Origin of the sequence: Streptomyces sp. NPDC101227 (genome assembly GCF_044767545.1) — a bacterium.
Lineage (GTDB): Bacteria > Actinomycetota > Actinomycetes > Streptomycetales > Streptomycetaceae > Streptomyces.
In genome coordinates, this window is sequence record NZ_JBIWOD010000033.1 from 32,331 (window position 1) to 48,582 (window position 16,252).

The window sequence follows — 16,252 nt, forward strand, 5'->3', positions numbered from 1 at the left end:
TGAAGAGATCAAGCATGCCGTTCATTTCGACCACACCCCTCGTTGCCGACCGCGCGCAGGCGTATGCGGGCAGCGACGTCTGATGACAATTGCTTGGAGGCGGCGTGCGGATCACGGTCCGCACGCCGCGGTGGATCAGCTGGCTTCGGGCACGTCCGGTACTTCGGTCGGCAGTCCGTCCCAGGCTCCGGCGATGTAGCTGATCTGCTCGTTGCTGAGCGCGCCCTGGAAGGTCCACACGTCGTCGATGGCTCCGGGCCAGTAGTCCCCGAAGGAGCCTCGGCCCTTGGCCCGCCCGAGCTGGAGCGACTTGAGCGCCTTGAAGGAGATGACGTCTTCCGCCCAGGGAACTGCCTCGATGCAGTCCGCATTGTCGGCCTGGCCGTCGCCGTTGCCGTCGACACAGGCGGCTTCGCCGAGTTGCCCGTTGACGTAGATGCGGACCTGTTTGGCGAATCCGTCATAGACGACCGCGACGTGGTTCCAGTCCGTGACGCTGTTGAAGGACTGCGTGTTGCCGGCCCAGTCCACCTCGGAGTCGACGGTGTCCGCCTTGGAGGTGACCACTTCCCAGAAGCCTTCCGCTTCCGGGTCCTTGGGATTGGGCAGGAAGCCGATTGCGAAGCTGCTGGTGTTGGTTCCTTCTGCGCTGACCAGGGCAGAAGGACGGCTTGGAACCGCTGCCGCCTGTACCCACGCCGTCACTGTGAAGCTTTCGCTGGTGTCGAACGGCACTGCGCTGGCTGCAGAGTCCTGCTGCTTGCCGTCGAGGACCAAGCCGCTCTCGCCGAGGAAGCCTGCCCCGGGCACTTGCTTGGCGCCGCCTTCCAGTGTCATGGCCGGGCCGCGGGGGACGGAGTTGGCTCCGGGTGCGGCCGCCTGGTCGAACTGCCAGCGGCCCGTCAGGACCGGGCGGCGCCGTATGAGCTGGTGGATCTCGCCCTCGGCGACCGGGCGGTCGAAGATGCGGACGTCGTCGATCTGACCGGCCAGGTTGTCGGTGTAGGAACCGCGGTAGAGGGCCCGCCCGATCTGCAGGGAGCCATTGCCGTACCACGCCTGGGGGGCTGCGGTACTGCCCTGGAGGATGCCGTTGACGTAGAGGCTCAGCGTGCCGTCGTCCGTGTCGTGGACGGCCGCCAGGTGCGTCCAGGTGCCGATGCTCGCCTTTTGTTTCGAGGCGACGCGTTGTTGAGTGAGGACGCCGTCGGTGGCGTCCTTGGTGGCCATGCGGATGCTCCAGAGGCCGGAGGTCTCGTAGGAGAGGTAGAAGGCGCTGAGGAAGCCGCCGTCCTGAGCGACGACGGTCTGGTTGCGGGTGCTGTCCGTGACGCGGGCCCAGGCGGTGACCGTGTAGGAGCGTTCGGTGTTGAAGTGGGCCGCATCCACGGATGCGTAGTCGTCCTTGCCGTCAAGGGTCAGTGCCTTGCCGGCCACGCCCGTCTGGCCCGGCTGAACGCCGCCGTGAAAGACAGCAGGCATCACGTCCCCGTGCCCAGTGACCTGCTTGCTGTCGGCCGGCTCGTCGAGAGGGAAGACCGCGCGAGCAGGACGCCCCGGGCCGTGGATGCGTTCCTTGGCGTTGAGGCGGCTGACCTCGCCGGCTGAGACGGATTTGTCGAAGATCTGTACCTCGTCGACGGCACCGGGGAAGAAGGCGCCCGGCGTGCCGTCGTACGAGCCGGCACCCAGCTGAAGGCCGCGGCGGGCACCCCAGTCGCCGGCATAGGACGTCTTGCCTGCGAGTTTTCCGTTGACGTAGAGCTGGAGTTCTTCGTTGATGCTGTCGTAGACGCCGACCAGGTGGGTCCACTCGTTAGCGGTGACGCCTCCGGGCTGGGAGGCCATCGCGCGGGCGACGGCGGCGCCGGGGCTGTCGGAGGTGTACTGGTTGAACACCCATCGTTGGAATTCGGCGGAGTAGTACAGCTCGAAGCCTGGCCGGTTGTTTCCCGGCTGGGTCGCGACGATCGCCGCGTGGTCGGGCACCTGGCTCAGGCAGACCCAGGCGGAGACGGAGAAGCCTCGAGCGGTGTCCACGACCGGGATGTCGGTGGCCGCGTAGCCGTCGGTTCCGTTGAGGGCGAGGGCGGTGCCGACCGCGCCGTCCGCCCCGGGGGTGGCGCCGCCGTGGAGATCCGCAGTGCGGGCCGGAGTTGTTCCCTCGGCCTCGGTGGCTCCGGAGGACTCGTCCAGCTGCCAGGTCGCGCGTTCGGGCTGACCGGCCTTGACGCGGAACTGGTAGGTGCGGTCCTCACTCGCGTTGCCCGCGGCATCGAGAGCTCTGACCGTGACGAAGTTGAGGCCCGGCTTCTCGGGCAGGACATCGATGCTCCGCTGTCCTCCGGCACTGGTGGTCACCACGTGTGTGCCGGACGGGTCGCCGTTGACGCCGTACCAGTAGCGGTTGACGTCCTTGTGGGTATCGGCGAGCGTGAAGCTGCCGTACTGGCCCACGCCGTCGTACCAGGGGTCGTCCGGGTCCTCCGGGTCAGATGCGGGGTACTCACCAGAGATGATGGTGGGGGCCGCAGGCACCTGGGTGTCGAGGACGAAGTAGCACGCCTGTGCCGCCCCTGCGAAGGACCAGGGTGAGTACTGGGCACCGTCATAGACGCGCACCGCCCAGTTCACCGTTTTGTTCGACGGGATCGAGTCCGGCAGAGCCACCGCGAAGTCCGACCCGGATTTTTTCGCTGTCGTCACCCCGGGCTTCCAGCGGGCGATGGAGCCCTTGCCGTCTCCGCTGTCCCAACTGGCCTGGAACTGGAGCTGGACCCGGTCCCTGTCCGGATCGGTGATGTTGTTGGCGTACAGCTTGCCCCGGGTACGGATACGCGCCGGGGTGCTGGACTTCTTGCAGGTACCGCCGTACTCCATCAGCAGCTGCGAGGCTTTCACCTGCGGCGGCGGGCGGTTGTACGTCACCCGCAGATAGGCCTTGTCCGAGAACCGCTTCCAGGCCAGGCCGTCAGACTCGCTGCCGGCCTTCATTCCGAACGTCAGCGTCGGCCACTTGTTGTCCGCGGCCTCCTGCACGGCGGAGCGCACGGCGAATTCGCCGTCCTTGGCCGCGCAGCCCTCATAGCCGTAGGCGAAGCTGTCGGAGGCCAGGTGCTTTTGCCAGAACCCGGACTCGTTCTGGGAGTTCCACGTCGTCGACGAGGAGATCGCCTTGGTGCGCCACAGCTCGACCTCGCGTTCCTTGCAGGACGCCGACCAGGTGTTGCGGACGACGAACTCCGCCGACAGGATCGACTTCCCGGCGAAGGACGAGGTCGGGACCTGGTAGAAGAGCCGTTTGGTGTCCTCGGGCTGGCAATGGTTCCAGTCGCAGTAGCCCATCCCCGCGTCATGGTCCCCGTTGAACTTCCACTGCGGTGACGATGCCCAGTACTTCGACGCCACCGTCCAGGACGTTGCGCGCGGCGTCGACCACTGCGGGTCGATGAACACCGGATAGACCGTGTCCTTGCCCTTGAGGACCTCGGCGTCGGGCTTGAGGACGAGCTGGTCCTGGGCTGCGGGAACATCCACCGGTACAGGAGCGAGCTTGCCCGTCTCACCGGCCGACGGTTCATCGCCTCCGGCATCGGTTACCGCCGTCCCGGACGCCTTCTCGGCCGCATTCGGCGCCTTGTTTCCCTTCTGGAGAGCGGCGGTGCCGTTGCCCGCGCTGGAGTCCCACATGAGGGGTGTCGGCGCCTCGAACACCGCCGAGCCGGCGCCCTTGTCCACCGCACTCAGCCCGCCGGCCGCGGTCTCCTTGACCTCCACACCGTCCGCCGCGAGCTTCAGCTTCAGCTGCGCAAGCTCCGAACTCTGCGCCGCCTGAGCCGACTTGACGATCAACAGCTGCGTAAAGCCGTCTTCCTGTGCACCCATCCGCAAATCCACGCCGGGCAGTACGTCGCGGTAGGTAGCCTCGCTGCTCTCGAGCGTGGGAGCCGGGAGCGTCCCCGGCCAGGACAGCGTCAGGGTCCGTCCCGCTCTGCGCATCGTCACCAGCGGCGTGCTGCCGCCTCCGGAGAACGCCAGGCCCACGGCCGCGACCTTGGGCGCCACCGTGCCGTCATCCTGCTTGGCCAGGTCGGTATCGATGTCCTTCCACTGCCCGGACACCCTGCTGCGGACCGGACGCAGGTACTGACGCGCCTGAAGCTTGCCCTCGGGTGTGGCCACCACATCGACCGACTCACCGCGCAAGGAGGCCACTTCGACCTGCCGCCCGGTGCGCTTGGCCTCCTCCAGCGCTGCGTCCTCGGTGGGGGCAGAAGGTGCTTGTGCACCGGTAGCCGCGTGCACGACTTCTCGCGACGAAGGAGTTGCGGCCTGAGCGGGCGGCTGGAGCACCCCGGGCAGCAGGCCTGCGGTCAAGAATCCGCCCAACCCGGCGGACAGTAAGCGGTGTAAGCGTCTTCGACGCGACGAGCCGGGCATCCCCATCTTTCCCCCGCACACAGAAATGAAAATTTCATGAAGAAGTTGTGCGCGTGAACGTAAGCGCAGAACCACTCCTCCGCTAGATCCACCAACACACCCCTACGTGATGGAACCGACATTCCGGATAACGGAATAATATGAGGTGCATCACGTCGGAGGAAGGTTGTACGGCTTCAAGACGAACTCAGGATCAAAATCCGCCAGAGCCAGCCGGCAACGCACCACCGGCGACCGCGGCGGACGCCACGCGCTTGCGCGGCCAGTGCCGCCTCGGCGTCGCGGCGCCCCTGCAACGTCAGCGCGCACAGGACACGTGCCGGACGGCCCGGGTGTAAGCCTGGTTCCTGAAGGAGCACGACGCACCGTCGCTCGGTGACGTGCTCGTGCTGGTCGTGGGCGGCAGTCTGGGGTGTAGCTCATTTGTCGGCGGCGGCTTCGAGGTTCGCCAGGACGAGCAGGACCCGCAGCAGGTGGGTGGCGCGGCGGGTCGGTGCGGAGTTTCGTGAGGATCCTCCAGTTCTTCAGGTGGGCGAAGCCGTGTTCGACGGGGGCGCGTGCAGCGGCCAGGACCCGATTAGCTTCCTTCTCGGCGGGGGCGAGTGCGTGGTAACCGTTCAGTCATGAAGCGCCGGCCGGGAGCATAATGCGCTCCCGGCCGGCTTTCGTTCGGCTCGCAAGAAGCAAGGATGGCATGTCTCTGAAATTCACTCGGTGTTCCTTCCAATACGGCCGGAAGGTCCCCGTCCTCAATAGGCTCGATCTCTCCATCGAACACAGAGCCACTGTCCTCCTCGGGCCGAACGGGGCGGGGAAATCGACCCTTCTGGGCATCGCTGCCTCATGGATCTCGCCGAGTGAGGGCGCAGTCACCTGGCGGGGAACTGATCCTTCTCAGCCGAAATCGCAGGCGGCTTACCGGAAGGCGGTGGGCTGGCTCCCGCAGAATGTCAAACCCATGCCCGGACTTACGGTACGCGAGAACGTCGCCTACATCGGTTGGTTGAAAGGGATGCCCCGTTCCGATGCTTGGGATCAGTCACGCGATGCCCTGGAACGCGTAAAGCTGGGCAGCCTTGCCGACCGGAAGAGCCATCAACTCTCGGGTGGCCAACTGCGACGCATGGGTATAGCTGGAACGCTCGTCCACAGCAGCGAAATCGTGCTGCTTGATGAACCGACGGCTGGCCTCGACCCCTCGCAACGGCAGATCTTCCGCGACCTCGTAACCAACCTGCTGTCCGACATCCAGGTGGTGGTGTCGACCCACCAGACCGAGGACCTCGATGCCATGTACGACCATGTCGTCATCCTCGACAAGGGCCAGGTCCGCTTCGAGGGCGACACCCACAGTTTCCTCGCCCTCGCCCCGCAGGGGACTCCCGAGGGACGTCGGGCGGAGGGCGCCTACACCCAGCTGATCGCTCAGGAGGTGTGAGCCATGCTGTGGCGTACCGTTCTACGCTCCTCCTCCGCCAGCTGGCTGGCTCCTCTGTTGGCCGCCTTCGTCGCCCTGCTCCTGTCGGACGACCTCACCGCCAAGGTGACCCACGGCTATTGGCCCAGCGTCCTGGGGGCCGCCAACTTCGCACTGCCCTTCGTCGCCCCCGCATGCGCCACCGCCGGCGCCTGGGAAGGCACACGCATCACCCGCGGCAACGTGGCCGGCTGGGCCCCGACCCGCTCAACACTCGGCATCGCCCTGCCGCTCCTGGCGCCCGTCTTCGTACTGGGAGCAGTCGGCATGGCAGTCGCCGCCGCCCTGACCATCTCCACGGGCCGGCCCGACGTCGGCACGCCGCCGATCGGCATGGTCCTCGTCTGGATGGTCATCCTCGCCGCCCACTCCATGGCCGGCTTCCTGCTCGGGAAACGCCTGCCTCTGGTGATCGCCACACCCCTGGCGCTCGTCCTCAGCTTCGTCCTGACCGCCTACCCGGCCGCCATGGAACCGCTGTGGCTGCGCCACATGGTCACCGGCGGCATGTCCTCGTGCTGCTCCCTCGATCAGACCCCCAACTGGCGTGCCGCTGCCAGCGCCCTCCTCCTGGCGCTCGCAGTGATCAGCGCATGTGCACTGGCTCTGACCGCACTGCACCAGCGGACGCGCGCTGTCCTGATCAGCACAGCGCTGGTGGTCGGCATAGCCGGCAGCGGCGGGCTCGCCTACGGGCTGCCCGCAGACCCCGTCACACCCCGTGCTGAGGACCAGTTGCAATGCGCCGGGGAGAACCCGCGCGTGTGCCTGTGGCCAGAGCTGTCCCGGCAAGCTGCCATGATCCGCGAGAACGCCTCTGACGCCCGGCATCGTCTCCAGGAGGCCGGACTTGCCGTCCCCAAGACACTCACCATGGAGGAACATTCAGGAGGCGATGCCTTGTTCATCGGTACCTGGCCCGACCCCAGCGCCTCAGAGGTGCGCGCAGGCGTTGGCACCGCCCTGATGCCGTCAGACCCCCCGTCTTGTGCCCAGTCCGGCAGCAACTTTCCCGGCGCTGACGCCTACGGCCCCACCGCAGCATGGCTCGCCCTGACCGCCGGAGCCGAATCTCAAGAGGCCGCCGGCCGTTACGGGGAGAAGGAAGCGGCGGTGGCAGCGCGCGTTCAGCAGTCCTCCCACGACGCGCAGCTGGCCTGGTTCCGGCAGAACAGCAAGGCTCTGCGCGACTGCACAACCCGTCCCGCTCCGATCCCGTCAGCCCACGCCCTGGAGACATCGCGATGATCTGGTGGCTCAAGGCCAAGGGCGCCCCGGCCGTCGTAGCGGCCACCCTCGCGGTATATGTCATGGCCATCGTCGTACGCGAGCAATCCATTCCGGTACCTGCAGTCGTAGGCCCCTCAGGCCAACTCCTGGTCACGCAAATGCTCGCGGTGCTGCCGGTCGTCCTCCTCCTGCACGGCATCGACCGGGGCGACACCATCGCCGAAGAGGTCGCACTGCGCCACACAGGCCGACGCAATCTGGCACTCTGCTGCGCTTTCGCCCTACTGACCCTGCTGCTGGCAGCGATCGTCCAGATCCTGTGGGATCGGCCGGAAGCCCTCTCCCTCACCCGCAACTGCATCGGCCTCCTCGGAGCCGCGCTCATCGTCCGCGCTGCTCTGGGCGCCGGCATCGCCGCGACCTGCGTCGCAGGGCTCCCCCTCGCCTGCGCCGCCGCCGGCCGCAGACCAGGAGGCACACCACAACCTTGGGCCTGGCCCATCCAGGAACCCACGTCTGGCCTGGGCGCCGCCGAGGCCGGCATCCTCTTCATCATCGGCTGCGCAGTCGTGCTCTGGAAGAATCGTCCCCTGCTCAACCCCCTTGCCCGCACCACTTGACCACGGCTCCGGGTCTGGTTCTCCGGCCGGAGAACCAGACCCGGAGCCGTCAAACTCGGCCGGCCAGCTGAGAGCACCCAACGACGCGCCCCGACCAAGATCAAGTCGGGGCCCTCGTTTCTCCCCGTCGCCGAAGTCGACCTCCGCTTCGTGGCAGGGGTGAGCGGTATCGACGCCAGGCACCGGCGCGACGCACGCCTGTACGCCACCGACGACGCCCTCGCCGCTCTCGTGTCCGTGCCCGAACCCGGCGTCTACCGAATCTCCGTCAGTTCCCCCACCACCCGCGCGGATCCGGGGGTGGCATGGTCGGAAAGATGGCGGCCTTCAGCGCTGCGGGACGGTCAGCAGCTTGAGTCGCTGGGCAAAGGCGCAGGTCAGGTATCGATTCCTGCAAAAGTGACTGAAGCGACTGAAGTTCGAGACAAGGTGAACCACACACTAGCGAATGAAACTTATACCTCTCCCACAACCTCGCGGCGTGGCGCCTGCAGGCTCTCCAGCGACTGAAGCGACCCGGTCCCGGAAGACGCTCAGGCGGAAGCCAGAGCTCCGGCGCTTTCGCGCGTTGAGTCGCTTCGGTCGCTGTCTTAGACCATCGCGTCCGTCTCTGGGCTCGCTTCTTTGCCTGCTCAGGGGCGCTTGGACGGAGCATGCCTCACACGTTCCGAATCTCCTTGCCTAGCGCAGCGACTGAGGAGTGCGGGCTGCTTGAGACAACGGCCGGACTGAACGGCCAGTACCGAGGGGCAGCGACTCTTCTGCTTCAGTCGCTGCCCTCAGTACTGGAGGAAACCCCAGGTCAAGGGCACCCTTAAGGCGTATCAGCGACTGAAGCGACTGGGAAGTCGCATTATGAAGACATTCCCGCGTGCGCGTGCGTGTCATGGATACTGGCCTTCAGTCGATTCAGTCGCTTCAGTCGCTTTTTGGCTCCTGTCTCCTCTCTGGACTGCGATTTTCTGAGCGACTCACGCCAGCGACTGAACGCCTCCAGTCGCTGCCAGTTCCAGCACAGTCGCTCTCGACCAACAACCACTCGAGCAGAGCCGCCTGTCCGAGCTGTCGGCCCGAGGTCGGCATCGTCCAGCGTGTACCAGCGGTCGGTAGCACCAGATAAACCGCCTTGTTTCCGCAGAGCAGAACAAATGGTGCTGCTGCCGCACGACGGCGTACGGCAGCCCTCTCTGGATGTTCTCGCCTTTTCAGGGTCTCGGAGCGGGGCTCGAAGGGCGAGCAGCTGCTCTTGTAGGAGGCCAGCCCATAGGCCTGGGTCGGGGCTGCGCTGCACTCACGGCACACCCGACGACCAGCACTACAGGCACGACCCACGTGATGCCGACCACCGGCGAGCAGCCGGACCAGGGTGAAGCGCCAGACCGACGCCGCAGGCCCTCGCCTTTCACCGCGAGGGCCTACCTGGGAAAATAGAGTGTGTGTCTCACAGCTGCAGCCGGGCAGCAGCAGTCACAAGATGGTGCTGTGGGGAGTGCGGCGGTCTCCAGACGGGGCATAGCGGCGGCCGCGAGGAGGTGCGGCGAGTTCTCGCCGGTCCTTGGCGGTGCCTGCGCGGCGGCGAGGGTCGTCAGCTGGAGTGTCCTAGGATCCGCCGCATGGCTTCGGAAGTTGTGCCGATCAGTGCGTCCCTCATCCCAAAGCCCCAGACCGACTACACCAAATACGGGTACGACTTCCCGGGTGACGGAAGTTTCGTGGTCATGCCCGGCATGGGGATTCTCGCGGTCTCGTTTCTTGCGCGCGCACTCAAGCGCCAGGCCCGCGAGGCTGTCGGGAAGCGTTTCCGGGAGTCTGATGATGACGGCCTGGAAATGCGTGTGACGGCGCGGCTCGTGGGCCGGCTTGACGGTGATGGAGCAGTAGCACTGGACTATCGGGCCACGGCGATCGAACTTGACTGCCCTCCTGACAAGCTGCGGGAGGCCGTCGACTGGTTGGCGAGGATCCGAGCCATCGCAATCGAAGCGTCGGGGGCTGGTGAGGGAACTCTGGTATGGGTTAATCCCTCGATCGCTCACAGCCCGGGCGTCGACCCCTACCGGGCGGCCAAGCGTCACCGGTTCCCTCGGCTCGACCTCGATCCGACGCCGATGCCCGCGGCCCCGCTGGTCGAGGAGTTCGAGGACATCGTCTGGCAGGTGGCTCAGCTCTGCTCTGCGGAGCTCGAGGGCAGCGGCAGGTGCGACTGGGACCTTGGATTCGGGTTGTGCCAGCAGCACGCCACCGACGCGGACCGCGCCCACGAGGAGGCTGAGCGGCGCCGAGCGGAGCAGCGTGCGTGTGAGGAATGGCGCGAACGCGTGCGCCAGCGGCGGAACGAGCTGGCGGCCAGGCGCCAAACCCCTTGCCCTGTCTGCAGGGCACAACCCGGGGAGCACTGCCGTACAGCTTCCGGCGGACGAGCCCGCGAGCCTCACACCAGCCGGCGTTCGGGTGCTGCGGATATGGGTAGGCAGAACTTGGGCCGAGGATTGCTGATCAGATAGGGCGTAGCCGTTACTGGTCGACGCTGTCGAACCCGCCGTGTAGGGCACGGTGTAGGTTCCCCTCCTGGCTTGGTGGGTTGGGGGGGCAGTGAGCGCAGCGGCACGCTGGAAGTTTGGTGCACGGGTGATAGGTGCGATCGTCGCCGCGGTGGCGATCGTCGGGGCTGGTCTGTGGCTGCGGTCCACATGGATTGCCGGTGCTTCACCGCGGGCGGGGCAGTTACTCCAGGCGGACGCCGACGCTGGCGTCGATCCCTGGGATGCGGCCAGGGACGTCATCACGGCCTACCGCCCGACGGCTCCCTATAGTGGGGAAACCACCGTTCGGGTTCGCCGTGCCAAGAGCGGCGGGTGGCTGGTGACGACGAGCTATCGACTGGTCTTGCGGCCGACGGACAAAGTGGTCAGCCAATTGCGGCGCGCCCCTTCGGACATCGGATATGTGATCCCGAACCTGCCTGGCGGTTACGCCACAGCACACCCTCATGACGGGGAGACACCCCATCTGCCGAAGTCGTGCGTCATCACTCAGCAGAGCCGGAATGCAAACGTCACGATCACGGCAACCCATACATGGGGGCAGAACGCACGCCAGCCGCTCCCTCTCAGATACGAACTGGCCAAGGGCCTGGAGGGCGCTCGGGCAGGTGCGCACGCCCACTGGAAGTTCAGCATTGATGCCCCGGACTGGAAGCTGCGCGTGGCCGGGCGCCCGGACCGTCAGACGTCGCACACGGTCACCGCCGACCTGGCGCGATCCGATTCCGTGACCAGGATCGAAGCCGAGCCTCCACCCGGTCCCCGCACGCGGATCGCCCCGTCGAGTTTCACAGGGCTGACGGTCGTCCTGTCCACGCTGTCGATCGTCGCTGTGAGCGGCGGATTCCTGCTCCACAGGGTCGTGTCGTCGGCCGTCCCTGGCAGTACAAGGCGCCGGTGGAGCGCCACGGTGATCGGTGCAGTCGCGGCCGTCGCGCTGGGCACCTGCGCCGTGGTGATAATCGCCTTCTTCCATGCACGCACCAGCAACTCTCCCTGGTACGGGGCGGAGTATTATGTTTTCGACGGGCCGGTCACCGTCTCGGGGCAGATCCTGATGCAGCAGGTGCTGCTCGCTTGCTCCTGGTTTACTCTGCCGGTGATCGTGCTCGCGGTGTGTGTCAGGTTGTCCACCCGACGGCCGCCGGGGCTACGGACCCTCGCCATGGCCGCGATGGCGGCACCAGTTCTACTGGCGATCGAGGTCGTGGTGGCAGGCCCTTCCCGGTGGGCGCTGACAGTGTGCTTGGCCATTGTCACGCTTACGGCAGGGGCGTGGGCGCTGCTGCGCTCGCGACTGTTGGGGCAGACCGGGCGTCGATGGGCCGCTGCTGGTACTGCTGTGGTGCTCAGTTACCTCTCCGGCTTGAGCGCTTTGAGCCTGCTGCCCGGCCCTGGCCATCATATGCCGACGGCAGACACCACTTGGGGCGGGGCTGCTTGGCCGGCGGTGGTGACCGTGCTCGTTCCTTGGATCATCGTTTTCACCCGCGCCGTGCTGCGGCTCGCGACGAGCAAGCCTCCTGGGCTCTCCTTGCTCACCGCCGCCGCGCTTGTGTGTTTGGTCCTGCCGTGGAATGCCGGGGTCAGTGGAGGTTACCCGCGGAGCGTCGAGCTGCTGGGGACCCTGACCGATCTCGTACCCGGATCCGGTGGTGTCAGCTGGGTCGGCGCGCTGTACTTCCCTTGGCAGATAGCCTGGCTCTGTGCGGTGGTTGGCCTTCTGGCTCATTTGCGGTCTGGAGGCCGCGTGCCGGGGGCTTGGCCGTCTGACGCTCGCATCGCCTTTGCAGCCTTGATCTGGCTGGTGGCTGCCGCGCATGTGGTAGGCGTTAAGGGCTCGCGCCTCAGTCAGTGGCCGACGGCGGCGGCTGTCATTCTGGCGTGCGTCGGTACGCTGTGGCTGTTTCCCGGTGACGAGATGGACAGTGGGCGGCGGCTGCATCGTCTGTCCGGCCCCGCCCATGCTCGTCTGATGCGTTCTCTTGTGCGGGCACAGTTGCTGGCTACAAGTCGGCAGCGCTTCTTACGTGAATCGCACGCCGCCTTGGCCGATGGTTCTCTCACCGCCGATGAATGGGACTCTCGATGGCGGGCCCTGGGCGGCGACTCGTCGTCGGGCCCTGCAGGGGCGTCCCTGCGAACGAGGTCCACTGCGTTGGGCACCTCCGCCGGCATCCCGGCCTGGGACAACGGGGGCGTCGGGGCAACAGCATCCATGCTGTTGTCGCTGCCCTGGACGATCTCGCAGGTCTGGACCAGCCCGTACTACGTGGGGATACCGCAGGCGGTCACGGCCGTTGGTGGCGCGACGGGCCTGTGGGTCTTCTTCGGATTCGGCTACGGCTACCTCTACCCGTGGCTGCGTGGTGTCGAGCCGATCGGCAAGGCCCTCAACATGTTCGTCGTGCAGTGGTTGTTGCAGCTGCTCCTGCTGTTGGCTGGGATGGATGGCGACTTCACCCAGATGGCTGTCCCGATACTTCTTGTGAGTGTGCAGAGCTTGCTGGTCGCCCTGGGACTGGGGCTGTACTGGGAATTTCGCCTCGTGCGGACTGCCGGGGTGCCGTGGGGAGACATCCGCAACTTCCGTCGGTTGTCCTCACTCGCGGTCCCGACCACGACCGTCCTGGTCGCCGTGATCACCGCCGTCGCCACCGCGCTCGCCGGTGCCTGGGGTACCGCCCTCGCCCAACCCAGCGAGACGCCTCCGGCAGCTGTCAAGTCAACTTCTCCGTAGACAACGGAGAAGGGAAAGCGTTCCGAGCATCGTGCAACCCGATCGAAAGGGCCTCTCACAGGGGCTCGGCGAGACTGTCTGGCCTGAGTCGGTCAGCGGTCTAGCTGTGGTGCCTGACCACACTTCGCACGGCGTGCGGGAACAGTTTGGGGATACGGTGACGGCGAAGGGCCCGGAGTCAATTGCAGTGACTCCGGGCCCTTCGTGCGCGCTCGGTCAGGCTGCCCAGCCGACGGAGGAGACGTAGGTGTAGGCGTCCCAGTCGGTGCCGAGGCCGGTGCTGATGATCTCGTCCCAGATCGCGTCCAGCTCGTCGGTGTCGCCGGCGCTCCAGGCGTCGACGGCGCGGTCCCACACGCTGCCGCGGACGTTGATGGAGCGGGTTTCCAGGTCGCGTTGGTGGCGGTGGTGGACCTGTGACTGGTCGACGGGGTCGATCTCGATGCGGGTTCCACGGCCGCGGTTGTTGAGGCGGCGCTTGAGGTCGGCGAGGACGTTGCGGCGGCGCAGTTCCCAGTAGGCAGCGTCCAGGCGGGCGAGGTTGGCCTTGGTGGGGGTCTGCTCTTCGGCGAGCCAGGCGATCAGGGTGCGGGGGCGGACGTGGATGCCGGCGCGGTCCATGGCTTCGTAGCCGGCGTCGGAGGCGGTGAGGTAGCGCAGGCGGGCGGCCAGGCCGCGCTCGGAGTCGACGGGTGATTCGATGCCCGTGACCATGCGGTCGAGGCCTTCGGCCAGGGCGACCCATCCGGCGATTCCGCGGGCGCGGAGGGCGCCCAGGTCCCTCCAGCGGCCTTCTTCGGTGCCGGCCATCAGCGGGTGACCGTGCCGATGGTGTACTCGCCGGAGGCCTTGGCGTCACTGTGCTTGATCTTCATCTGGGACACGCCGCGGCCCTCGGCGAAGACCTGACGCCAGTCGCCGGTGACGTGCAGTTCGTCGGTGCCCATCATGGCGATGATCTCCAGGCCGGCCTGGTGGGCCTTGTAGGCCTTGCCCCACAGGTTGGCGTACGCCTGGCTGTGGATGATGTGCATCCAGTCCGGGCGGACCATTTCCCGGTTGTGAACCGACTCGCCCATGGTGGAAACGAACTTCGAATACATCGCCTTGACGTACTCGGTGGTGATCGTGTCCTCCTCCTCAATCGCCTTTTCCCGGGCAGCGGTGAGAATCTTTCGCAGCGCGTCGAGAAAATTCTCTGTCGCGCCGGATGTCCACGATTCGTGAATTTCGGGTGCGTCGATAAGGCCGTATTTCGGTCCGGAGAGGCGCATGAGCAGCCTGAGAGTGGCGTCGGTGACCCACAGTGCCCCGTCGGTGTCGCGGTCGCCGAGGGGGTTGGGCAGGTGCGGGTGGCGCCATTCGGCGGGGGTGATCAGGTGGACACCGGAGCGCTTGGGGTCGACGCCCTCGGCGCCGGTGGTGTGTTCCAACTTGCCGATCGGCAGCCAGCACTTGAGGGCGGAGAGGTAGGCCGCGTTGGCGTCCAGGGCAGTGACCTGGACACTCCCGGGAATCTTGAGGGAGAAGTCTGGGTGGTGGAAGGCGGGGCGGGCCTCCCAGATCTGGTCCGGCTCGCGCTTCGAGGGCTTCTTGAGGATGTCCGGCAGCGCCGGGTAGGCGGTGAACTGATATCGGGCGGTCGCCCGCGTCTCTTCGAACATCGCCATGACGTCCGGGATGCCGCGCTTGATGAGGGCCTTGAGCGCGGCCTCGGTATCGCCTTCGGCGCGCTGGAGCTCTTCGTCGACGGCCTGGGTGATCATGGCGTGGGTTTCGGCCTGGGCGCGGGCGGCGGATTTCGCGCGTCGCTGCGGACGGGTCGGCACGGGTGCCGGTACGGGCGAAGCCGGGGCCGCAGGCGCCGGAGTAGGGGCGGGTTGGGCGGTGGGTGCGGTCTGTGGGGCTGGTGCGGCCTCAGTGGGCTGGCACATGGCGCCGGCGTGCAGGGGGCGGCCGTCGGTGGACTGGTAGGGCGTGGTGTGGCCGCAGCGGATGCATGGGCCCGGTTCTCCCTGGATGGCCCGGCCATTGGGGCCCCACGCGGTCTGGGCGGCCTCCGGCGCGGCGAACACGGGCGCCACCGGGGCTGCCGGGGCGACCGGGGCCGGGTGGAGGCGGGCGAGGCCTTCAAGGAGGCGGAGGTACTTGGCGCGTCCGGGCGGCTGCGGGGTGGAGGTGCCGTCCTCCCAGTTGGCGACGGTCTGACGGCCGACGCCCACTGCTGCGGCGACCTGGGCGCGGGAGAGGTCGGCGGCCTCTCGCAGGCGTCGACGCTCGGCCGGTTCGGGCATCGCCGCTGTCAGCCGAGCTTCCTCCAGCAAGGCTTCCACACTGTCGAATTGGTCATCGCTCATGCGTCCAACGTACCGAAGACTGGACTTCTAATGGAAGTAGATTGGGCTTTCATTAGGCATTCATTTTGCATTCGACTGGATTGGGCCGCGGCGCCGAGAGGCCCGCGACAACGGCCTCCGGCCGGGGCAGCGGGCCGCGGCTCAGAGGACGGTGCCGTGCAGCGCGCGGCGGTCACCAGTGAGGGGGGCGTAACGGCGGGCCGCGAGGCCGTGCTGCAGGTCCTCGCCGATCTCGTCGCACAGCGCTCGGAGGACGTCGGCGGCCTGCCCGTCGGAGAGGTAGGCCGGGGCGACTTCGAGCATCAGCTTGCCGATCGCGTGGGTGCTCGCGGCGGCCGGCGCGGAGCCGACGAGGTCGGGCAGCCTGCGGCGCAGCCACAGGCACTGCTCGAAGCCCCGCGGGGTGAGGCCGACGAGGTCACGGGACAGGGCGTGGCCGCCGTTCCGGCCCAGGGGCGGGGGGCGCGGTAGAAGGTGGGCTTGGTAGCGCACTCCGTCGATTCGGCATGACGGACCAGAGCCAGGGTCAGCTCGGTGCGCGGTGCCATACGAACTCCTTCGATGCCAAGCGCGAGGGCGCGGCGGGGCGTAGGGCGTATCTGGCAGAACAGGAGGGCTCAAGCCGTCGCGTTGCGGGGGCCGGGCCCACTGGGGTGGTGAGTGGGACGTCTGAGGGCAGCGGCGTCGAGGGTTCTCAGAAAGCTGGGGCATGAGCGCGCGTTGGCACAGATGCTGCATCGTGGAGCCGCTCTAGGTGTGTTGTCCGGAGAGGTTGGTGACGCGGCTGGCTGGGGTGTGGCCGCTGATTCCGGTGTGGGGTCGGTGGTAGTTGTACCAGTCCAGCC

The 16,252-nt window shown here is 67.1% G+C and carries 9 protein-coding genes; 5 read left to right on the forward strand and 4 right to left on the reverse strand.

The window, feature by feature from the left end; all coding sequences use genetic code 11:
* Positions 1 to 135 precede the first annotated feature (135 nt).
* Positions 136 to 4,440, reverse strand: a complete 4,305-nt coding sequence (locus tag ACIRPT_RS39955) for a LamG domain-containing protein (RefSeq protein WP_403836652.1) — start codon at positions 4,438 to 4,440, stop codon at positions 136 to 138.
* Between the two features lie 694 nt (positions 4,441 to 5,134).
* Between ACIRPT_RS39955 and ACIRPT_RS39960 the strand changes: the two genes are divergently transcribed.
* The 5 genes from ACIRPT_RS39960 (at position 5,135) to ACIRPT_RS39980 (ending at position 13,050) form a co-directional block, all read left to right on the forward strand.
* Positions 5,135 to 5,878, forward strand: coding sequence for an ATP-binding cassette domain-containing protein (locus ACIRPT_RS39960; protein WP_403836654.1), 744 nt, complete (start codon positions 5,135 to 5,137; stop codon positions 5,876 to 5,878).
* 3 nt (positions 5,879 to 5,881) lie between these two features.
* The gene (locus ACIRPT_RS39965) at positions 5,882 to 7,165 is read left to right on the forward strand and encodes a hypothetical protein (RefSeq protein ID WP_403836656.1); all 1,284 of its coding nucleotides are present in this window, start codon (positions 5,882 to 5,884) and stop codon (positions 7,163 to 7,165) included.
* On the forward strand, positions 7,162 to 7,767 hold the full coding sequence (locus tag ACIRPT_RS39970) for a hypothetical protein (protein WP_403836658.1): 606 nt from the start codon (positions 7,162 to 7,164) through the stop codon (positions 7,765 to 7,767). Before ACIRPT_RS39965 ends, ACIRPT_RS39970 begins: the two co-directional genes overlap by 4 nt.
* A gap of 1,613 nt (positions 7,768 to 9,380) precedes the next feature.
* Positions 9,381 to 10,271: a hypothetical protein gene (locus ACIRPT_RS39975; RefSeq protein ID WP_403836660.1), complete on the forward strand. Its 891-nt coding sequence runs from the start codon at positions 9,381 to 9,383 to the stop codon at positions 10,269 to 10,271.
* An 88-nt stretch (positions 10,272 to 10,359) separates the two neighbouring features.
* Positions 10,360 to 13,050, forward strand: a complete 2,691-nt coding sequence (locus ACIRPT_RS39980) for a hypothetical protein (RefSeq protein ID WP_403836662.1) — start codon at positions 10,360 to 10,362, stop codon at positions 13,048 to 13,050.
* A 216-nt stretch (positions 13,051 to 13,266) separates the two neighbouring features.
* On the opposite strand, the gene ACIRPT_RS39985 is transcribed toward ACIRPT_RS39980, so the two are convergent.
* The 3 genes from ACIRPT_RS39985 to ACIRPT_RS39995 form a co-directional block, all read right to left on the reverse strand.
* Positions 13,267 to 13,860, reverse strand: coding sequence for a transcriptional regulator (locus tag ACIRPT_RS39985; protein ID WP_403836664.1), 594 nt, complete (start codon positions 13,858 to 13,860; stop codon positions 13,267 to 13,269).
* Positions 13,860 to 15,407, reverse strand: a complete 1,548-nt coding sequence (locus ACIRPT_RS39990; RefSeq protein WP_403836666.1) for a helix-turn-helix domain-containing protein — start codon at positions 15,405 to 15,407, stop codon at positions 13,860 to 13,862. Before ACIRPT_RS39990 ends, ACIRPT_RS39985 begins: the two co-directional genes overlap by 1 nt.
* Positions 15,408 to 15,548: 141 nt before the next feature.
* Complete coding sequence (locus ACIRPT_RS39995) at positions 15,549 to 15,899, reverse strand: hypothetical protein (protein ID WP_403836668.1); 351 nt, start codon at positions 15,897 to 15,899, stop codon at positions 15,549 to 15,551.
* Positions 15,900 to 16,252 lie beyond the last annotated feature (353 nt).

Excerpts from the sequence above, each read along its gene's own strand:
- ACIRPT_RS39955 (WP_403836652.1), bottom strand. The coding sequence starts at position 4,440 with ATGCCCGGCTCGTCGCGTCGAAGACGCTTACACCGCTTACTGTCCGCC.
- ACIRPT_RS39960 (WP_403836654.1), top strand. The coding sequence starts at position 5,135 with ATGTCTCTGAAATTCACTCGGTGTTCCTTCCAATACGGCCGGAAGGTC.
- ACIRPT_RS39965 (WP_403836656.1), top strand. The coding sequence starts at position 5,882 with ATGCTGTGGCGTACCGTTCTACGCTCCTCCTCCGCCAGCTGGCTGGCT.
- ACIRPT_RS39970 (WP_403836658.1), top strand. The coding sequence starts at position 7,162 with ATGATCTGGTGGCTCAAGGCCAAGGGCGCCCCGGCCGTCGTAGCGGCC.
- ACIRPT_RS39975 (WP_403836660.1), top strand. The coding sequence starts at position 9,381 with ATGGCTTCGGAAGTTGTGCCGATCAGTGCGTCCCTCATCCCAAAGCCC.
- ACIRPT_RS39985 (WP_403836664.1), bottom strand. The coding sequence starts at position 13,860 with ATGGCCGGCACCGAAGAAGGCCGCTGGAGGGACCTGGGCGCCCTCCGC.
- ACIRPT_RS39990 (WP_403836666.1), bottom strand. The coding sequence starts at position 15,407 with ATGAGCGATGACCAATTCGACAGTGTGGAAGCCTTGCTGGAGGAAGCT.